The sequence below is a fragment of the Dolichospermum heterosporum TAC447 genome, from assembly GCF_024584745.1.
Classification (GTDB): domain Bacteria; phylum Cyanobacteriota; class Cyanobacteriia; order Cyanobacteriales; family Nostocaceae; genus Dolichospermum; species Dolichospermum heterosporum.
The window spans coordinates 1,620,392-1,641,738 of the sequence record NZ_CP099464.1 but is presented as its reverse complement, the minus strand read 5'-3'; the positions used below and the strand labels follow the sequence as shown (position 1 = coordinate 1,641,738).

The window sequence follows — 21,347 nt, the reverse complement described above, 5'->3', positions numbered from 1 at the left end:
TTTAGTTAACCGTTAAAGCGATAAAATGAATAGTTGCTGTATCAGCATCTTGGAAATATCTTTGCTTGATTTTTATATCTTTGGGATTAATAGATTGATCCTTTTCATCTTTAAAAATGAAACCTTTGGGAAACCTTGTTTCTTCTGGGTCATTCAAATAGGCACTTCTATCAAAAATTGCCCAATTACCAATTAATTTTTCAAATCCTTGTAAGTTAAATTCCTGTTTACTAAGAATTAACACTTCATAACCAGATTTATATTTTTTCCATCGCATTTCACAGATAGAATTAAAAACCTGTCCTTCTATTTCTCCTCTGTCTGCGGGTAATTTTTGACAAATTCCACTCACACCATGAGAATAGCGTAAAAAGTAATAATTCTTTGGTGATTTAGCAATTTGGGTAATTAAATTATTGAGTTGATCCAATAATACAAATTGCTTGTGATATACATATCCTTTTATCATGTTGTTGCACATCCTAAAACCTCACCCCAAGAACGAACCGCACGCATAAATAAATCTTTCACACCTGCTTCTGTATCACCTTCCCATTTCATCTGTACACCAAAACCTAAATCCATAGGTTCTGCACGGACTGGAGAATCTTGTCTATCGAATGTGAGAAAACCATAATTTTGTTCTAGTTGTAATTTTTCAGATGTATAAGATAAAAACTCACCAGCACCTAGTAAAAAAGTCCAATCCCATTCTTTATTGTTTCCTAATTGACGAATTTTTTTATTTTCATCATCTAATATACATCCTGGATACTGTACTACAGCAGAATTATATTTAACTTGCACAGTTCCTAGACCGCGAGATTTAGCAAAACCTAAACCAAACCAACCATCATTTAAATCTCGTAATACTAAACCAATTAAACCTAACTGTGCAAGGGTAAAGTTTTTTAAATGTATTTTGGTTTTAAATTCTCCCGCAGTGCAAACTTGATAATTGAATAATGCTCCTGGAATTGTTGAACCAAATACTCTATCTATTGCGACACCGTTACGTTCTTCTAATCTCAATTGTTTGATATCTACTGGATGTGCATCTTCTATTCTGATTCTACTAGCGATAGAAGTATTACCGAAAATTTGGTCAGTAAATGAAGAAAGTTTATATAACTTTGCTCCGATATTGGGATCACTTTTATTTTGTTCTTTAAAATTGTCTAGATAACTATCTTTTTTTAAAGGGTTATTAGCCCAAAGTTGCTGATCATCTCCTGATAGACGTTCTTCACTTCCTACAGTTCTAACTATACGTTCTGCATGAGCGCGAATTGCACCTTTTAAACTGCTTCCTGGTAAATAAATTGATAATCCACCTTGATGAAATGTTTCAACAAATGCCATATCAGGATTTGTAGGGTCTGCACCTTCTTTTCCAGATTTGATGAGAATTGGTCCATCGGGAATGATGGTTAAATCTATGGTGCAGTGATTAACAAATTTTTTGTGCATTATTTTATGATTCTGCTGTTGTAGTGGTTGAAGTTTTTTGAGAAATATTCTTGTTTAAATACTCAATAAATTGATGTACCCATTCATCTTTATAGTCTGCTGCATCTTCATAAGCGGTTGCATCTCCCATAACCATTTTTTGAAGATATTGCAAAAGAAATTGGGGATTATCTTCAACATCAACCCAGAGCATTTTATCAATATTTAGTTTAACAACTCCCAAACCGCGAGAACGTCCACCACCAAGGGGAATTTGTTCTGTTTCAAATTGATGTAACCCAATCATCAATAGTCCCAGTTCCCAATCTTCCGCATTTTCCACCACTGCACGAAATTCAAACTGTGTACTAGCTGGTACTACTTGGAAATCATAGAGTTTACCATCTGCTGCTGTTTCAGTATCTCTATCAATTGATACTCCGTCACGTTCTTGATATTGTCCAAACCAGGTGTCAGGTACTACGGTAAAATCACGGACTTGAAATTTACTTGCTATCCAGGGAGAACCAAAGAGACGAGAGATTAAATCTGTTTTGTTGATGATTTCTTGAGTTAAAATCTGGTCGTTATCAAAACTTTCTTTTAATTCTTTCATCTGTTGAGATGTAATTGACCACTCTTTTTCAATTGCTGGGTTAGCTGCAAATTTATCATCAATACCTCTAAGGAAACTTTCAAGACGGGATCTTAATGCACCTTTGAAGCTAGAACCTGGTATTAATGGTTGTCCTAATGCGTCTTTGATAACGGGTAAGTCTGTTCCAATAGGTTCAGTGGAACGTCCCGCACTAATTCTTAATGCGGTGATTGTTGTTAGTATTCCTGTGATTTCTAAGCGGTTTTTGAATGTGTCAAACATAGTTTAATTATCTACCTTTAATTTTTTCACTTCTTTCAACATGATCATGTGTTCCGTAGTATTTTAAACATAAATAACCACCTACTAATTTACAACTAACTCTGAGACTAAGGGTAACTCTAAAATGTTCAATGTCAGTATTTTTATAAGTTTCTAATTGAACGCCACCATCTCCTTTTAGACAAGAAATATCTCCATTGTACTTGTCTAATAGATATGCCACCTTAACTATCGTTTCATGTAATTTTAAACGTTCTTTTTTGTCTCTAATGTTTTCAAAATCTTTCAGAAATGAACTTTCATATTTAATGTAGTTTAGAGTTAATAAACCTTCTGACAATACATTTTCTTTACTTCTATTCCAAATTAGTCTACCCCAGGTGCTTAATGTGGCTTTATCTTCAATGATAAACAATAAAGTTTCTGGTACTCCTGTTAGGTATTGTAAATCAATCCATGCTCCTTGTGCCATTAATGCAAATTCTACAGGTTTAATTACATCCGTATCTATTTTGATAGGCAAACGAGGAATAGTAATTAGTTCTGAACTACCTTCAAATATATAGGTAATTTTATCTGCATAAAACATACCTATGGTATTAGCAAATCCTTGAATTGCTTTAAATCCTCCTACTAAATTAAAGTAAATTTCATAGCCACTATCTTGATAACCAGGAATTAAATCTTCACACCAATTCAATAATTCATCAATACCTTGTGTAAAGACTTCATTGCTCCCAGTTGAAAAGCCTGGAGGTGTATAAATAGAAATATTTAACCCTTTTTGACCGAGAAAAGATTGTAATATTTCTGCTGTTATTTTATCTTGAGCAGTATCACTAGCAATTAACCAGTGTATATCTTGTTCACCTTGATTTATTTGGTCTTGATACAATCCATAAATTCCATTAAGTTCTGCACTAGCTTCTCGAATTTTATCAATGTCGTTACTATTCAGTTTTTCTTCTGCTCTTTCTTTAAGTTCTTGAATGATATCTGCGACATCTTCATGATACTTTTCAATTTCTTCAGCAGTACAATTAGCTGTATCTCGTAAACGACTATAATAGCCGTTTTCATATTGTCGATCAATTTGATTAGTTAATAAACTTGTTCCAACTGTAGAAATTACTAAACGTGGCATATTTTATAACTCCTGAAAAACTTACTTGAATTAAATTGAATTACCCTAATTTTTCGCCTTTAAGTTTGTAGGTTAAATAACGCGCACCATATCCTAAATAACGGCGAGTCAAATCTAGCAAAATTGAGTTTGTATCATCAATTTTAGCTTCTTTTGCTATATCTTTTGCTTTTTGTTTAATTCTGGTATTAATATCTGAAACAATTTTTTCTGCTAGTGAATCTTTACCTCTTCCCCATTTATCATCTCTACCTACTTGATAATGCAGAAAATTTTTAATCACTTCTGTGCTTTCAGTGGTATCAGCAACGCGCACTAAGTTACGAAATTGTGATTCTTCTAATTTTCCATAGGATTTAGGGTTATCTAAAGCGTCTTGAATCCAAGTAACTAAATAATCATCAGCTTTAAGAATACCTTGTTGAATTTTTAATTTTTGTTGGGTTGATAATTCACTCATACTGCTTCCTCTCTTAATACTAAATGAAACTCATTACAAATTTGTACCTGTCCGAAACCTTCAGAAGTGCGATCACCTATTCCATAAACTTCCAAATCTTCCCAAGGCTTTAACCACAACTCTTTATTATCTGTACTAAATAAATACACACCTCCTCTATTTGTTACTAACTCTACATCTTTCATTAAACCCCAAGCGGTATTCCAACCAGAACGGTAATCATAACTGCTATAAGCAGCATGAAGTTCTAAAGATGAATCATTTACGCCTGTAAACTGTTGTAGCATTGTTTTAGAAATTACCGTTGTGCGTCGCCCATTTTCCGTTAAAATTGCATCTGCTTGTAAATCAATTGTGAAATAAATTCGGTTATCTGGTATTTCTGAAATCTTACCAAAAATATTCCCCCATTCATTCCAGCGTGTTCGTAACTTTTTATTAAATTGGTTGATTCGATTATCTGAATTTGACTGAATTTCACTTTGCTTTTTAGCGGTGATTTTAACTTTTCCTAAACCTCGTGAACTCGCACCTCCTAAACGAAAATTATTTTGATGGATGTCAATAAATCTGTGTAAAGAATCTACTAAATCATCAGGTACTAAAATGGCACTTTTATATATTACAAATTCTGGTTCTTTTATTTGTTGCTTCGATTCGTTTAATACTTTAATACTATAAAGTACGTTTTCTTCAGAAGTAGCGCGGCTGCGATTTATACCTACTCTGGTTAATAAACGAGAATTAGCAGAGTTTTTGGAATATATACTAGGATTTTGACTATAAAAACCTGTAAAATTATCTACTCTACCGCCATCTACAGGACAGTTAGGATCATAAACATGACCATAATTTTCTGCACAAAAGCGATCTATCAAAGTATCAAAAACCCCATTTCCTTTTGATGATTTAAACCCAGGTTTATCTTTAGAACTTAAAACAGTTGCAGGTATCACCCTAACTTCTGATTTAATTTTAACATTTCCCGGATAAGCATTTTGAAAAATTGCCGAATTTTCATTCAAAAATAATTTATGAAAATCATCACCTTCTTCAATTATTTTATTTGATTCTTTCAATATTTGTCCAGCGACAGCACCACGAATTACTGAACCAGGAATAAAAGTTTCAGCTTCAGTTATATTCCCTCCTGGTTTTTTACGTCCAATTGCTAAAGGTGATAAAGCTTGAATTTCTAAATTAATTTTTTTCATTATTTTCCACTCCTTTAGCTAAAAATTCCCATGCTTTTGCTTCTATTGGTAAATTAGGTAATTCCCAAGTTAACCAACCTAAACCCGCTGATTTACTCCCACCTAAAGCGTTAATATGTCGTAATCCTGCTAAAATTAGCGGACTTGCATAATTTGGAATACTTGATAAATAAATATTTCCTGTAAATCTCAATTTTGTATTTGCAGGTGATGTTTCTAAAAAGTAAAGTTTACTTTCTTCCGCAGTGCGACGACGACGGTTAATAGTTACACCAGGACGGATAATTTCTGGTAAATTTTCTGGATTTTCTTCACAAATTAAATCATCAAATATAATGCGAGAAGGTAAAACAGGATTTCCAAATATTTGACAAATTAAACAATGATGATTTTTATCATCTTCTGATATTTGATACTCTTCTCTGGCAAAATTACCATCTAAACCTGCTCTTTGTGGACACATACTTTGGGCGTTGGGAGAACAGCAAATATCCCATTTTAAACCTCTGGCAATTTTCTCACATTCATGGCGTAAACGTCCTTTTAATTGTGATGCGGGGATGAGTAAATTTCTTTCTGCGTTGCGAACTATGGGTTTATCTGCGAGTGAACCAGAAGAACCACCAGCACCAATACATAAAGCGGTATCAATGATAGCTGTAATGGAATAGGTTTGAATTGAGTTAGGTAATTCTGCTAATTTAATCATGACTCAACCTCCGCAGTTAAAATTGTTGATTCTTCATCTTCTGCTGATTGTACAAACTCATAGATATCAACCATATCTCGCCAAATTGTTTCATAAGTTTTTTCTTCTTTATCATACATCCAAGGTGCTAAATTACCTTTATTTGTATCATCTTTAGGTAAGCACCAAACATCTTCAAAATTAATTTTTAGTTCTTTTTGTCCTTGTTTTAGCCTAACTCGAAAATAACGATAATTGAGAATGGCTGTATGTTTACCTTGTTCTAATAAACTCCTGATTTGGTAAAGTTGGGATCTAGGAAATTTAGCTATTTTCAATGCTGCAACCGATGTTAATAATCCTCCTAATTCATGTAGAGTATAAGGTGCAGCGTAGAGTCTTAAATTCTGCGGACTTAATGCTTCTGTGCGAAAATCTTTAACACTTGATGCAATCATTGTCACAGATTTTAGGGTTAAAAAGTCTACTGTTCCCCCATAATATCCGAATTTCTTCAATTTTTTAGCTCGTTCTTTGGCAGATTTTAGTAATTGTTCAGTTAAGTCTTGGGCGTAGTAAATGGGTGTGTTAACAGCCGTAATTAAAACACCTATGGATGTACTAAGTTCACATTCTGAACGTTTGGCTGTTGCTGGTTGGTAGCGGTGAATTTTGTGTGGTTCAAATGGTTGATCAAATTTGAGTTGATAATTACCTAAAATCCGCTTTTCTTTTCCTTGAATTTGAATTTCCGCTAATTCAATTTTCTTGAGTAAAATTTCTTCAAATCTCTCAGCTATCATTTGAGAAATTTCTAAGGCTTTATTTCCAGGTACAACAATTAAAATGTCGTCACCACCAATAGTAATTATTTCAAAAGGATGAATTAAATCATCATTTTTCAAAACTGATTCTTTATCATTTAACCCTTTCAGTATGTGAGGATGTAAATTTTCTGCTAACGCTTGATAAACAGCATATTGTGTTGCTAGTTCTACATCTTTACTAAATTCTTGATATTGCTGTGGAGTTTTTATTTGTTTTTGGATATATCCACCCATATTATTACCATCAGCGTAAATATGGGCGATAAATCCATTACTAGCATTAGATACTTGGGTAAGAGTTGCTGCTGTTTCTACTTTATTAGGATTTGTATCTCTATAGTATTTAGTTTTTAAGCTAGGATTTTGTTCTAAAAAGTTATCAAATCTATTTGTCCACTTTTCAATTCTGTTTACACGCCATTCTAAAAGGGTTTCTTGATACCAATCTGGTTGTTCAGATTGACCTTTTTTTGCTCTATTACCAACAAGGTATTTTCTCACTGATGTTTCGGAAAAATAGGTTTCTTTGGATAAACCACCTTCTTCTACTTGCAGAATAGCAGAACGATTTTCCACTTCATCTCTAACTAAATAAGGATGGGTTTCAAGCATCGGTGGATAGCGACGGGTGGTTTTACGTTCAGGAACATCATTACCGCTACGACGTTGATTAAATAAAACTGCTAATTTGGTGGTTATTTCATTAAAGCTTTTACGGGTTTTAAATACTTCTAGCTGTTCCTGGTCATTTTTGGGATATCCAAAATAAGCCTGAACTATTGGTTTCTTATAATTCTGATGATACCAATCTAACCACAATGTATCTTCTATCTTTTCTTTGAGTAGACCAAACCGAATTTCTAATAATCTAAATCTATCACCAACTGCACAGGAATTAGCTGTTAATGTTTCTGTGGTATAACGTTTCTCAATAGCATTAGCTAAATCATGAACATAAGCAGCAGGACAAAAAGCAAGAATATTTCCACCTGTTGAATATACGATGAGTTCGGGAATGAGAATTTCTGATAATTTATAATCTTGATTAAAATTTTCGTTCAACCATTGTTTAGCTTCGTTACATTGAATACTATAACTATTTTTATCCTTGTTTAATTCTGGTTGGTATGTTTTATTAAAAAATGCTGGTAAATCAATTATATTAATTCTATCTAACAAACCTGATGCACCACGAATTTCTTGAATTTTTGATGATTCAAAAACATACTGTTTAACCTTAGTCACACCACCATAAATCAAACCAATTTTGGTAGTTTGATTCCATAAATTAGAATATTTCTGCTTTAACTCATCTAGAGTTTGCGGAAAATAATCATCAGGAATACTTTGAAATTCTTTAACCTGATCAACAATTTCTCTAACCGCTTCTGGTACTTCTCTCCCATTCCTTAAAGCTTCGTACATTTCTTGTAAAACGGTAATATCAAACTGCGGTTGACGTTGATTACCCCAAGCCAAACACCAAGCGATCGCAATACTAACAGAATTCATCTTATCCATTTTTAGATTCTCCTGAAACTAAACCCACCAAAACCCCAGCCAAAGCCCGAATCATCGGACGCACAGAAACATCCTCCCCCCGTTTTAAGCGATGCACATTTCCTCTAAGAATCGGCGTTTCCTGGGAAATCACATCTTCCACACCCTCATAATCACTGTGAATAATGGCCACCACCGACAAACCCAGAGACTTACATAGTTCTTCCCAAGGTGCAACCTCAGTTTCATCCTTGACTAAAATCACCGCATGAGTTGCTTCCCCCATAATCAACCGGTTAGCATTGGAAATTTTACCCCCCACATCAAATACAAATATTGGTGTATTGATCCCCCTGACTTCCTGTGCCTTCAGTTGTCCAAATTCTGGGGTAAAACCCGCCTTGTACTCCGTTTTTAACCTATTTGCTAAATCTGCGTCCCGTCGTGCGGTTTCCCCATACCAAGAACCATCCCCATCTGGACAACCAGAGATAAAATAGGATTCCGGTGCATTGGGAATCTGTAACAACGCTTGTTTTAGACCTTCCCGGAAGCAAGTCTTTCCTGTGTTCGCAAACCCGCAAATCACCAATTTGATACTTGACTGCTGCTGTACCCGCACCACATCCAAAATATCCCCAACTTGATAATCAGGATGTTTACTAATGGTGACTACGTACCTATCCAGCCCCTTGTCGCCAATCTTGGGGTCAAACAGAGCGATCGCATCATACAATATAGATAATTTATCAGCTAATACCTGACTCACCAGCACCGATGTCCGACCGTTGATTTTAATCAGCGAACCCCCCGGTAACTCCCCAGAAACAATCATTTGATTCAATCTGGTAGCTGCATCACGGACAATTTTATCACCTGTAGTCAGGGTAGCACCAAATCCTACCTTTAAAACGTCACCGTCTAAACTGATATGGTAAATACTCATTAAATAGCACTGGATTATAAAATAATTAAAACATGACTCAAGTAATTTCCTCAAGTAAAACTTCAATCAATTAAATCTCCCAGCTTATATGCCGGATTGTGTGTGATGCAAATCACGTATTTACCTAATTTCGGATCAAAAAAAGCGATCGCTCCGTAAATATGAGCTAATTTATGTGCCAACACAAAAGCCACAGGAATAGAAACGGGTCCATTAATCCTCAGCAGTTGTCCTCCTGTAAGTTCCCCCGACTGTGCCATTTGCTCTAACTTAGTGGCAGCATCTTTCACAATCTGGTCATTTTGGGCAGGTTCACCAAAACTCAACCGCAAAATATCGTCCTTGAACTCGATGTTGTAAGTAGTCATTACCTTTACTGATTCACTGACTATTACATCATACATGGCATTGGAAGCAGCCTATTCCAGATTAGTCTATGCTGGAACTATCCCCAAGTTCTAGTAAAGTGTCTGAGCAAATTTTTTCTGATGTCCCCCAAGTAGAACTGTTGCAATGGTTAGCACGCGGTTCTCTCAAGCAAAATCTTCTCCGTGCTATTCGGTTGTGGGTGTGGTTACGTTCTTTATATGGAGAAGGTCAAGATCATATATTCTTAGAGGATGGTTTTACCTTGGCAGATTGGAAAACCGCTTTCTTTGGTTCTACACACCCCAAAGGAGAAACAATTCCCGATTTCCATGACCCTAACTGTCATTGTGTAAAAACTACTGCTGACTGGTTGTTTGATGCCAAAACTGGATTAAATCAGGAAACATGGAAACATTCTTTATTATCTCATATTCATATCTCTAATTTAGATGAAATCCTCGAAAAACGATTATTTGGGGTAACTCGCCGTTCTTTACAAGCAGATTTACAAATCTTAGTAGAATTAGGTTGGTTAGAAAATAGAGAACAAAAATACCATCGAGTTCAATATTTACCTTCTCGTCCTATTACTAGCAAACACAATTATAATGAATTACATTTTCTCAATCAAGAAGATTTAGCGGAAATTGCTCAAAATCTATCTCAACAAATTGGCGGAATTCGGCGGTTATTGTTTAAACTAGACTATGTGGTAACTGCCGTAGACGAAGTTGGAAATTGGCAGGATGAACTCCGAAAAATCTGGGAACAAAAACCAGTGCCACCTATTAACTTAATTTATAATAGTGCCAGACTAAGAGAATCTATAGAATGTTTGGTTTATCCTGTTTGCATTTATTATGTACAACGTGCAGTTTATTTATGTGCTTTTGGGGAAAGTCCTGATAGAAAAACAGATTGGTATAATTTTCGGTTGGATAGAATCGAAAACATTACGCCAATTGAATGGACAAGTCCTGGGATTCCCAAAAATCTACAACAAAGATATCAACAAAGAAATTTGCCAAATCCAGAAGAAATAGAATTACAAATGGATAAGGCATTAGGGTTTGATTTCTATTTAGAATCTCGACTGATGCTGCTACGATTTGAACGAGATTATCATGACTGCTACATTCGGGATACATTTCGCCATGAAACTTTTAAATTGATTGGCTATCAAAAAGCAAAAAGTTTGATTCAAAGTTCTGTAGTTAGTTCAGAACACAAGGCAGAATTATTAAAGGTTATCGCCAATCGTTCCCCAAAGGATGCTTATTACAGTCTTCAGTACCGACATGGGGATTATAACGTAACTATGCGGTTAAGAGCTTGGCGACCAAGGGTAGAAATTCTCTCACCTTATGATTTAAGACAGAAAGTTACAGCCGATATTGTTAAGGAAATAGGACTTTACCAGAATAATTGGCCAATTTAATGCTTTACTATTTGTAATACAGTAACTATTGACAATTAATCTGCTAAATTTTACACTCATATAAAGACAAATTTGGCAGACCTAAAGCGGGGTCAAAAACCCTGGAGATTCGCCAAACAGCCAGAACCTTGACAACTAAATACTTTCAGCGTTTCATTAGTTTCAGTTTGTGCTTGACCCGAAGCCTGAAATAAGGTTTTTTGAGAGGTCCGCCAAAATCGTCTCTGGATTCCGCCTCCAGTTTATGTTTCAGACGGCGGGGTTTCCGCATATCTAATCCCCGCAAGGGGACTGAAACAAACCAAATTACCTAAGAATGTAGTTTGCTGCACATAGTTTCCGCATATCTAATCCCCGCAAGGGGACTGAAACGCTTGATGAAGCTTTTATTAAAACTGCGGCTTATGCCCGTTTCCGCATATCTAATCCCCGCAAGGGGACTGAAACATTAATTATCTCCAGTTCTTGTGCGGGATCAGGAAATCCTCGTTTCCGCATATCTAATCCCCGCAAGGGGACTGAAACTTTTCCTTATTGGAAGGCTTATTAAAGGCTCATTTAAGTTTCCGCATATCTAATCCCCGCAAGGGGACTGAAACCGCCGAGGGCGAAGCATGAGTTGTTTCCGTCTTCAGTTTCCGCATATCTAATCCCCGCAAGGGGACTGAAACCTAATGCTACATGGTTACTATCAGGAGATACTAAAGTTTCCGCATATCTAATCCCCGCAAGGGGACTGAAACACAATTGGTATACGAAATATGCAAAAAAATGCGGTAATGTTTCCGCATATCTAATCCCCGCAAGGGGACTGAAACTTAACCTGAAGTCTCTCGGATTAGCTGATGATGCGAAGTTTCCGCATATCTAATCCCCGCAAGGGGACTGAAACGTTCAAATCACTACAAATATAAAGGCGCAAAAAGTATTCAGGTTTCCGCATATCTAATCCCCGCAAGGGGACTGAAACCTTTTGGCGATCCACCATGTCTCCCTAATTCTCTGACGTTTCCGCATATCTAATCCCCGCAAGGGGACTGAAACATTAATTATCTCCAGTTCTTGTGCAGGATCAGGAAATGTTTCCGCATATCTAATCCCCGCAAGGGGACTGAAACTTTTCATTCCTCAACCTTTACACTTATAATTACATTAAGGTTTCCGCATATCTAATCCCCGCAAGGGGACTGAAACTACCAATAAATTCCTTTAAAGGGATGTCGATACTAAGGTTTCCGCATATCTAATCCCCGCAAGGGGACTGAAACGTTGAAGTTGGTGGTGTTCGCAAAGATGCGAAAAAAGTTTCCGCATATCTAATCCCCGCAAGGGGACTGAAACGTTTCATATTTTGGTATATTATTTTGCTATGTTTGTGTTTCCGCATATCTAATCCCCGCAAGGGGACTGAAACTTGATTAAGTGACGAACAAAAGCTGCTACACAAATGTGTTTCCGCATATCTAATCCCCGCAAGGGGACTGAAAAAATAAATAACTGATGATAGAACTTGAAGCAATACTGCTTGGTTAAGCCTGAAAAGTCATTAAGCTGTTACGCAGCTAAATTTGATAACCATAATTTACTTGAACTTTGTAGTGCGGGCATCTTGCCCGCTAGAATTATACAAACTAAATGCACAACAGCTTAGACATCTCCAAAAAATAAAGATACTTGACCTGAAAACCCTGTAGAGACGTTCCATGGAACGTCTCTACAATCTTTTTTGGAGATGTCTATTAGTAGGTTGTGGAACGTAAATGTATCCCTGCGGGACACTGCGTGAACGCGGAGGAATGGAACGTTCATGAAGTGTGGGGTATCCCTGCGATCGCTGGAGGCATTATACTAAACACGGGTGAGATTTAAACTTTTGCCAAATGACAAAGAACCCAGATGTGTAGGGGTTTAGCACTGCTCATTGGTGTCAACTTAAGTTAGAAATGGCTTATCCGTTGTTCTTTGTATGGTAAAAGAGTCCAGCTTCTAGCCGTTTTGAGTATAAAACTGTTTATTAATAAAGGTTTTACAGATTTTTATCTCAAAAAAAGTGCAAGGTTTTGGCTGATGGTGTCTCAAAATAGGTGCATTTTTCCTTGTCGGATTTGGAAAATTGAGGATATCCACATAGCTAAAACTGTTCCCTGTTCTCTGTTCCCAGTTAAGAGTTCCCTGCCCTCACAGACAAATTTTTCAGCAAACCCTATTTAGTCATCAAAAGACAACTTTTGCTATGAGACTGGGAATGAATTCCCAGTGGGGCTATGGGTTTTGCGTTAAGTTGATACCAGTGTTGAAGGCAGAGCCTTCTGTAATTCATTCCCCATACAGGGTATGGGAACGAGAAATAAAAATCAACTATTCACCACAGGAACGAGGGGATAAAAGTCCAGAATTGACGCGAAATTCCCCCAGATATGTTTCTAAAATCTGAAATTGGGGAATATTCAAGCTGTAATAAATCCAGCGTCCCTCTTGACGGGAATTTACTAGACTTGCTTCTTTGAGGGTTTTGAGATGAAAAGAAAGTTTTGATTGATTTATTTCTAAAGCATCACATAAATCACATACACATAGTTCACGCTGACGCAGAAGTTCTATAACACTCATTCTAATGGGATCTGATAGGGCATGAAAACCCAATACTATTAAATTGTGAGTGGCAATAGGAAAAGTTAGTGGTTTATTTAAGAGCATTAGGTATCCATCCTCATGATATTTGATTTTCTAGATAGGTCTTGCTGATAGCGCAGCGTGGCGTTAGCCATACTTCTGGACGCAAAGAGAGCGAAGGAAGAAGGAAGAGGAAAAATTTATTTACCCGTCAATTATACTCAACACGGCTTAATTATTTGATTTAAGCGGGTAGGGGTTTAGCAGTGATCATTGGTGTCAACTTAACGGTACAGCCTCCCAAATTAAAACTGATACTAATCGCACTGGATATTTACATGGATTTGAACGATATTTACCCATGATGATAATTTCATCTTTATAATAAGTGCATTGAGATAATACTTGTTTAACTTTATAATTTGTTTTTTCTTTTATTCTGGTAATAAAGTACTTTTTACTCTCGGTTAATTTGTCAAACCAATTAAAGCTAAAAAATCCTAGATCCACTATTATCAAGCCTCTTTCTGGCAGTTTATCTAACAAATCTTTTCCCCAGTTTTGGTCATGACTTTTGGGATTTTGTTAATACCATAATTTGACGAGATTTTGGTTAAAAGCTTCGACAATTATCATGATTTTCCCACCTAATTTTGATGAATTATCTTCGCTTATTTTTAATCTTTTTGATAATGCTTGTTTGCTAAATTCTATTGGTTCTACCCATAATAATCCTTCTTCTTTTAATACTCTTACTGCTTCTGATAATCCCGCTATTTGTCGATAAACTAAACTGAGAATTAGTGCTACCATTACTGGTAAGTTTAGCAATCTTAGATCCCCGACTTCTTCACAGCGATTTCCAATCATATAAAGTACATCTTAGCCCCCTCATCGCTTGCGGGGAGGGGGTTGGGGGTGGGGTTCTTGTTCCGGGTTTGATGACAATTTGCTGTAAGAAGTCGGGGATCTGATATTTATTGAAATAAGTTTTTAGGGGGGAAGCTGACCTTTTTAGGCACGTATTCAGAGCAGTCTATGGCTTCTTCTGTGAGAACAGTATCAGGCTTGACGGCACATTTTAAATAATGGTTATTGGCAAAAAATTGACATTTTTTACAGGGGACTTTTTGTAGAATTTTGTTTTTTACGCATACCTTATCATCTGCATTGGTGCGGATTTTATGAAAAAGCAGGAGAAAAACAGCCCAAACAAAAATAAATCCCAGAGGAGCTAAAGATAGTGCTAAATCTGGTATTTGGATATTGTGATATTGCACTTGGACTTTTTCTTGTTGAACTGCACCTTGAGCAATGGACAAGTTGGTATTGTCGGTTATGAATGTATTTCCCAATACCTGCTCTATATACATCTTATTTTCCTTAATTATCTATAATGGTTCTTACAGCAATTCTCGGTTTCATAAAATACAATGGAGGGCGCAGACCCTGTTCCCCTACAGGTTTTGCGATAAAAAACTGTACCTCATAACATCAGAAAGCACTGTAAATTGACAACTGTGACAGAACCAAGTGGCAAACCCCTCAATATAAAGTCTGTTTTAATTGTGACTGATGTTTGATTTTGAAACTTTTAATTTAAGTCTATGCTTTGTTTGGGTAAAGCTGTATATGGCTTCTGATTATAGGTTTATCAAAAGTAAAGATTAGTTATCTCTGTCAATAGTTTTGTTTTTTATTATGTGAATATATACCTGAAGTAGTACGTGGATATTAAAAATACAGTTGGTAAGAGAACTCCACAAAAAGAAATGCTCAATGTCATTCTGTTCGCGCTGCCATAGGCATTACGAAACGAAGTGTAGTGAAGAATCTCAAGAGATGCTTCGTTTCGCTATGGCTAACGCCACGCTCCGCGAACGCTACACTCAGCATGACAAAACAGGATCATTTATTTTGCGGCTTACTCTAATAGGTTTTTAAATTTTTGAATTTCTAGAACACCGATACATTAATTAATTTAATTGTAAGTAGGTGAACACAATAAGGGATCACCAAAAAATAAATTACCCAATTTTGTGGGATGGGCATCCTGCCTGTCCTTGGTAATTAGCGGGCAATTCGTCCCGCACCACAAGAAACTTTTGGGGATTTTTTTAATTGGAAGTCCCTAAAACCAATCTGTGTAAAGAAAAGTAAAATCGCCCAAACCCTCTTCACTCTTGCCTCTTGCCTTGCCATAACGACAATTTTCAACGCCAACCTACTTACACAATGTCATTGCGAATGAAATGAAGCAATCGCCAGGGTTGTGATTGCTTCCCTTCGCTCGCAATGACTAATTACTTATTAGTTTAAACTAAAATCAGTATAAGTAGGTGAACACAATAAAACCAAACTGTGTAAAGAAACGTAAAATCGCCCAAACCCTCTTGCCTCTTGCCTTGCCATAACGACAATTTTCAACGCCAACCTACTTACACAATGTCATTGCGAATGAAATGAAGCAATCGCCAGGGTTGTGATTGCTTCCCTTCCCTCGCAATGACTAATTACTTATTAGTTTAAACTAAAATCAGTATAAGTAGGTGAACACAATAAAACCAAACTGTGTAAAGAAACGTAAAATCGCCCAAACCCTCTTCACTTTTGCCTCTTGCCTTGCCATAACGACAATTTTCAACGCCAACCTACTTACACAATGTCATTGCGAATGAAATGAAGCAATCGCCAGGGTTGTGATTGCTTCCCTTCGCTCGCAATGACTAATTACTTATTAGTTTAAACTAAAATCAGTATAAGTAGGTGAACACAATAAAACCAAACTGTGTAAAGAAAAGTAAAATCGCCCAAACCCTCTTCACTCTTGCCTCTTGCCTTGCCATAACGACAATTTTCAACGCCAACCTACTTACACAATGTCATTGCGAATGAAATGAAGCAATCGCCAGGGTTGTGATTGCTTCCCTTCCCTCGCAATGACTAATTACTTATTAGTTTAAACTAAAATCAGTATAAGTAGGTGAACACAATAAAACCAAACTGTGTAAAGAAAAGTAAAATCGCCCAAACCCTCTTGCCTCTTGCCTTGCCATAATGACAATTTTCAACGCCAACCTACTTACACAATGTCATTGCGAATGAAATGAAGCAATCGCCAGGGTTGTGATTGCTTCCCTTCGCTCGCAATGACTAATTACTTATTAGTTTAAACTAAAATCAGTATAATTCTGAGTTGAAATATCAGCTATTTAGCCAGCGGGTATTTCGTTTTCTAGGGGACGAATAATAGTTGCTGGTGGTGCGAGTTCTGGTTGAAAGATTCCTTGTAGTGCTTGTTCTAGGGTGGGTGCCATGATGATGCGATTTTCATAGGCTACGACTACTCTCACTAATGTTGGTAAACTATTTTGTGTGGCTTCTAAATAAATTGGTTCAACATATAGTAATGATTGCTCAATGGGAACTATTAACAGATTACCTTGAATTACTCTTGAACCTTGACGATTCCATAGGGAAATTTGTTGAGAAATAACTGGATCTTGATTTATTCTGGCTTCAATTTGTTCTTGTCCATAAATTAAACGTTCTTTGGGAAAGTTATATAATACTAATTTGCCATAATTTTCACCGTCGGAACGTGCTGCTAACCAAGCGATTAAATTGGTGCGTTGTTTGGGTGTGTAGGGAAGTAGGAGGATGAATTCTTCAAAGGAAACGTTGGGGAGACTGGTTATTAAATAGTAGGGTTCAACTTTACGGCTCTCGTTACCATAGATTTCATTGGGAATCTGCCATTGATCCTCCCGATTATAAAATACTTGGGTATCTGTCATGTGGTAGATCATTAAGCGTTCAGATTGAATTTTGAAATAATCTACTGGATAGCGGAGATGAGTGCGGAGATTGATTGGTAAATTATTCAGTGGTTGAAACATTTTGGGAAATATTTTTGACCAAGCTGTAATTAATGGATCGGAGGCATCAGCAATGTAAAATCTTACTGTACCGTTGTTAGCATCAATGACGACTTTAACAGAGTTACGGATATAGTTAATACTATTTTTACCTGTATCTGAGTAAGGATAGCGATCGCTTGTGGTGTAAGCATCAACTATCCAATAAAGATAATTTTCTTTGCCAGGAAATTGTTGATTTTGACCATCTATATGGGCATCTGCTACAACTAAATAAGGATCACTATCAAATTTTAAGAAAGGGGCAATGGTGCGAATTCGTTGGTTAATATTCCGCCGTAATAATATTTTAGTTTCTGGTAAAAAATCTCTAGTAAATATCATTCTCCAGTCTTTTAAATATAGGGAAAATAGCCATCTTCGCCATAGAGAGTTGATATGAATACCCCCTAATCCATCATAACTATTATAAACATTATCGCTGCCACTGGGATAATCTAATTCTTTAACTTTTGTCCCAGTCATGACGTGAGTATTACTAATTTCTCCATAATAAATTCGTGGTTGTCCGATAGGAATACTTTCCCGAATATTAGGACTAGAAGTATTTAATACGCTACCATTTTCACTAATATCTTTGACAAAATATTCTGGTAATCCACCAGCAGCAACGGTATTGACGGGACTCATAGTGAAGCCATAACCATGAGTATAAATCATATTTTGGTTTACCCATGTTTGTGCTTGGAGGGGAACATCTGGATAATTTAATTCTCTCGCTGCAATTAGTACCTGTTGTTTTTCCTGATTACCGTTATTTTTAATTAAATATCTATCAATATCAGCATCGGAAAATTTATAATAAGGGCGAATTTGTTGTAACTGACGGTTAGTTTTTAATAATGGTTCTTGATCCCAAAGCCGAATATTTCTAATTGTCAATTCATTAGCTTTGATATCTGCTTCTGTGAGTTTTCCTATGGGGTTAAATATTTGAGAGTCAATGACATCTAAATTAAATGCTTGACGAGTTAGGGCGATATTTCGCATTATATAAGGTTGTTCTTTTTGTAATTCATTTGGCTCAACAATAAAATTTTGTACAGCCATAGGTACAATGAAATTACCTATGAATATCAAAGTTATATAAATACCTAAAGCATAACTTACCCGGCGATGATGTGAAGATTTTTGTTGCCAAAATACAGTTAACCATAATAAGTATAAGGCTATAGCTACTGATAAAATATACAGTATTGTATCTGCTGGTAATTGGGCTTTAACATCAGTATAACTAGCTCCATAACTGACACCACGAACCGAGTATAGGAGTTGATAACGACTGAGCCAATAATTTAAAGATACGACTAACATTAAACAGCCGACTAATCCCGATAAATGGCGCATTTGTGGAGAAGAAAATCCGGGAAAAACGGCTTGACTGAGACTATTTGCTGATAATAAATAGGTGAGAATGACGCTAATACAAGCATATAGGGATAATCCTATTAACCAAAATCCTAAAAGTTCCCAAATGGGGAGATGGAAAATATAAAAACTGATATCCTTGCCAAATAATGGTTCAGGATGATCAAAGGAAATAGGATGAAAAGATAAGAGAATTTTTGCCCAATGTTGAGATAGTATCCAGCCAAAGATAAGACTAAAAATAATAGCGATCGCCCTGAAGCACAATTTGCTATAAATTAATATAGCCATAGATAATCCCCCCAATAGTCCTAAAGACCAAGGTTGAGAAATTATCTGTCTTCCCAACTGTAAAATTATCTCGGCTCGAAATAATAGTGGTACTGATAAACTAGATTGATTAACTTTCTCTAACCAATAGGAGAGGGCAATGTTTCCATAGTGTATTAGCATTAGGCACAGTAAAAAAATTAACCCTAATATTAGAGGTAAGAGCGATCGCAATTTAATTTTACTGGTATAATTTTGCCATTGAGGGAATTGATTATTTCTGGGATATTGAGGACTAAGAAAACTCGTTAATTTTTGACTAATTTTTAGTTCCTGTACCGGAATAGAATGAGAAAAAGGGGGATATTTCAACCTCTCAGCTAAAGTGAGATTTCCTAATAAGTAAATGGCGCTCAAACTCACAATAAACAACCATAAACTCCCCTGAGTTAACAATCTTTGCAAAAATACTTCTATATAACCAACTTCCTGAAACCAAAAAATTTCCGCACCCAAATAAGCAGCTATATCTAAGAATAGCCACAAACTCAAACATCCTATAAAAACTCTAATAGGTTTCATTTTTAAAACATTTAATGTCATTTGTCACTAGGATTTTAGAGGGTGTTTTAAAAGTTATGGTTGTCAAATATTTTTTACCCCACCCTAACCCTCCCCTTAGTAAGGGGAGGGAACTGGATTTTTATTGTTACCCCCCTTTATAAGGGGAAAGGGGGGTAACAATGTGATGAAAATTACGGGATACGACTTTTCAAACATCCTCTTAAACATTTCTGGATAAATCTTTGAGGAATTTCTCTACTTTCTCCCCAGTGTTGATGAATATAAGAAGCATGAACATTAGGTAAATACCAACCTTCAAAACCTGTATTTTCATCACAATCATAGCGATAGGTATTAAATAATGGTTGGGGAGAATTAGTGATTAAATGAGAACGATGAAATTCATGTCCAAAAATGTTTTGATTGCTATCAAGTAAAAAAGTATTTTCTAAAACTACTGCGCGACGATATCCTAATGTTAATCTTTTATCCATTTGTGCATAAGTGGGTAATATTCCTACCATTGACCAAGAGTTACCATCAAAATCAATAATTTTCTCACACAAATACATCAATCCTCCACATTCCGCAATTGTGGGTATTCCTGCTAAAATTGAGTTTTTGACTGTTTCTATTAGGCTGGTATTTTTAGATAATTGTTGTGCGAATACTTCAGGAAACCCTCCACCAAAATACATTCCTTGGATATCTTTGGGTAATTGATCATCATTTAATGGACTCCAAAATACTAATTCTGCTCCTAATTCTTCTAGTAGATCTAAGTTATCTTGATAGTAAAAATTAAAGGCTTGATCTCGCGCTACAGCAATTTTACAGCTTATTTCAGCTTTATGAGGTATACCCCTCTCCAGTCCTCCCCTTCCTAAGGGGAGGGTGGGCGATAGCACGGGTGGGGTATGGAAATTTGGGGAAGATGCTGATTTTAAAAGTGGGAGAAGTTTATCCCAATCAAAGTAAATATCACCTAAATCGGCCAAACTATTAATTATTTGATCTAATTCTGCTAGTTCTGCGGTGGGAATTAAACCGAGATGACGGTCAGGAATGGTAATATTATCTTGTCGTCGTAAGACACCGAGTATGGGTAATTGTAAAGGTGAAAGGGCAGCTTTTAATAATGATAAATGCCGATCGCTTCCGACTCGATTTAAGACTAATCCAGCAACTTTAATTCTACTATCTAAAGAACAATAACCGTGAGCGATCGCAGCTACTGAACCCGATAAACGGCTACAATCAATTACTAATATTATTGGTATATCTAACAATCTAGCAACGTGCGCTGTACTCGCAAAGTCGGTTTTTTCACTTGTGGTTGATAAATGGCTAATACCATCAAACAAACCCATTACCCCTTCAACTAAAGTATATTCAGACTGGGGAGAATGATGGTGAAAACATTGCTGCACATAACTTTCTGAAGTTAGCACAGCATCTAAATTTCGGCAAGGAAGACCAGTAACATATTGATGAAACATCGGATCAATATAATCGGGTCCCACCTTAAAAGATTGCACTTTTACACCACGACGACGTAAAGATGCTAATAGGGTAAGTGTAACTGTTGTTTTCCCGACTCCACTCCGTTCTCCAGCAATAATTATAGACATAGATTATAAGATTATGTAAAAATAATTGTACTTAGCGACTAGAAGTCG

Annotated in this window: 17 protein-coding genes and 1 CRISPR repeat array; of the genes, 1 reads left to right on the top strand and 16 read right to left on the bottom strand. The window is 36.2% G+C overall.

Translation table 11 applies throughout. The features are described 5' to 3' along the window. Position 1: 1 nt before the first annotated feature. The 10 genes from NG743_RS07425 to NG743_RS07380 form a co-directional block, all read right to left on the bottom strand. Complete coding sequence (locus tag NG743_RS07425) at positions 2 to 430, bottom strand: hypothetical protein (protein ID WP_257121781.1); 429 nt, start codon at positions 428 to 430, stop codon at positions 2 to 4. A gap of 35 nt (positions 431 to 465) precedes the next feature. Continuing rightward, positions 466 to 1,470, bottom strand: a complete 1,005-nt coding sequence (locus NG743_RS07420) for an RAMP superfamily CRISPR-associated protein (RefSeq protein WP_257121780.1) — start codon at positions 1,468 to 1,470, stop codon at positions 466 to 468. A gap of 4 nt (positions 1,471 to 1,474) precedes the next feature. Then, positions 1,475 to 2,329 carry a type III CRISPR-associated RAMP protein Csx7 gene (gene csx7 / locus NG743_RS07415; protein ID WP_257121779.1) on the bottom strand — a complete coding sequence of 285 codons (855 nt, stop codon included), beginning with the start codon at positions 2,327 to 2,329 and terminating at the stop codon, positions 1,475 to 1,477. 7 nt (positions 2,330 to 2,336) lie between these two features. Further along, complete coding sequence (locus tag NG743_RS07410; RefSeq protein WP_257121778.1) at positions 2,337 to 3,473, bottom strand: putative CRISPR-associated protein; 1,137 nt, start codon at positions 3,471 to 3,473, stop codon at positions 2,337 to 2,339. A gap of 40 nt (positions 3,474 to 3,513) precedes the next feature. Next, positions 3,514 to 3,933, bottom strand: a complete 420-nt coding sequence (locus tag NG743_RS07405; protein WP_257121777.1) for a hypothetical protein — start codon at positions 3,931 to 3,933, stop codon at positions 3,514 to 3,516. Next, positions 3,930 to 5,147, bottom strand: coding sequence for a type III-D CRISPR-associated RAMP protein Csx10 (csx10, locus tag NG743_RS07400; RefSeq protein ID WP_257121776.1), 1,218 nt, complete (start codon positions 5,145 to 5,147; stop codon positions 3,930 to 3,932). Before csx10 ends, NG743_RS07405 begins: the two co-directional genes overlap by 4 nt. Beyond that, the gene (locus NG743_RS07395; RefSeq protein ID WP_257121775.1) at positions 5,134 to 5,856 is read right to left on the bottom strand and encodes an RAMP superfamily CRISPR-associated protein; all 723 of its coding nucleotides are present in this window, start codon (positions 5,854 to 5,856) and stop codon (positions 5,134 to 5,136) included. The genes csx10 and NG743_RS07395 overlap by 14 nt, the downstream gene beginning before the upstream one ends. Then, positions 5,853 to 8,183, bottom strand: a complete 2,331-nt coding sequence (gene cas10 / locus NG743_RS07390) for a type III-B CRISPR-associated protein Cas10/Cmr2 (RefSeq protein WP_257121774.1) — start codon at positions 8,181 to 8,183, stop codon at positions 5,853 to 5,855. The genes NG743_RS07395 and cas10 overlap by 4 nt, the downstream gene beginning before the upstream one ends. After that, positions 8,176 to 9,108: a CRISPR-associated protein Csx3 gene (locus NG743_RS07385; protein ID WP_193963008.1), complete on the bottom strand. Its 933-nt coding sequence runs from the start codon at positions 9,106 to 9,108 to the stop codon at positions 8,176 to 8,178. Before NG743_RS07385 ends, cas10 begins: the two co-directional genes overlap by 8 nt. 62 nt (positions 9,109 to 9,170) lie before the next feature. After that, positions 9,171 to 9,476: a CRISPR-associated protein Csx3 gene (locus NG743_RS07380; protein WP_027404212.1), complete on the bottom strand. Its 306-nt coding sequence runs from the start codon at positions 9,474 to 9,476 to the stop codon at positions 9,171 to 9,173. Between the two features lie 98 nt (positions 9,477 to 9,574). On the opposite strand from NG743_RS07380, the gene NG743_RS07375 reads away from it, so the two are divergent. Then, positions 9,575 to 10,915, top strand: coding sequence for a TIGR03985 family CRISPR-associated protein (locus tag NG743_RS07375; protein ID WP_257122128.1), 1,341 nt, complete (start codon positions 9,575 to 9,577; stop codon positions 10,913 to 10,915). Positions 10,916 to 11,176: 261 nt separating this feature from the next. Beyond that, a CRISPR array of direct repeats spans positions 11,177 to 12,403; the repeat unit is 37 nt; unit sequence GTTTCCGCATATCTAATCCCCGCAAGGGGACTGAAAC. A gap of 870 nt (positions 12,404 to 13,273) precedes the next feature. Here NG743_RS07375 and NG743_RS07370 read toward each other — a convergent pair. The 6 genes from NG743_RS07370 to NG743_RS07345 form a co-directional block, all read right to left on the bottom strand. Beyond that, positions 13,274 to 13,612, bottom strand: a complete 339-nt coding sequence (locus tag NG743_RS07370; RefSeq protein ID WP_193963508.1) for an ArsR/SmtB family transcription factor — start codon at positions 13,610 to 13,612, stop codon at positions 13,274 to 13,276. A gap of 195 nt (positions 13,613 to 13,807) precedes the next feature. Then, positions 13,808 to 14,074, bottom strand: coding sequence for a transposase (locus NG743_RS07365; protein ID WP_168636564.1), 267 nt, complete (start codon positions 14,072 to 14,074; stop codon positions 13,808 to 13,810). A gap of 39 nt (positions 14,075 to 14,113) precedes the next feature. Further along, a complete protein-coding gene (locus NG743_RS07360; RefSeq protein WP_257121773.1) occupies positions 14,114 to 14,398 on the bottom strand; it encodes a hypothetical protein in 285 nt (94 codons plus the stop codon). Between the two features lie 107 nt (positions 14,399 to 14,505). Then, positions 14,506 to 14,901: a hypothetical protein gene (locus tag NG743_RS07355; RefSeq protein WP_027404217.1), complete on the bottom strand. Its 396-nt coding sequence runs from the start codon at positions 14,899 to 14,901 to the stop codon at positions 14,506 to 14,508. Between the two features lie 1,839 nt (positions 14,902 to 16,740). After that, positions 16,741 to 19,686 carry a UPF0182 family protein gene (locus tag NG743_RS07350; RefSeq protein WP_257121772.1) on the bottom strand — a complete coding sequence of 982 codons (2,946 nt, stop codon included), beginning with the start codon at positions 19,684 to 19,686 and terminating at the stop codon, positions 16,741 to 16,743. Positions 19,687 to 19,859: 173 nt separating this feature from the next. Next, positions 19,860 to 21,299: a cobyrinic acid a,c-diamide synthase CobB gene (locus NG743_RS07345; RefSeq protein ID WP_257121771.1), complete on the bottom strand. Its 1,440-nt coding sequence runs from the start codon at positions 21,297 to 21,299 to the stop codon at positions 19,860 to 19,862. Between the last annotated feature and the right edge of the window lie 48 nt (positions 21,300 to 21,347).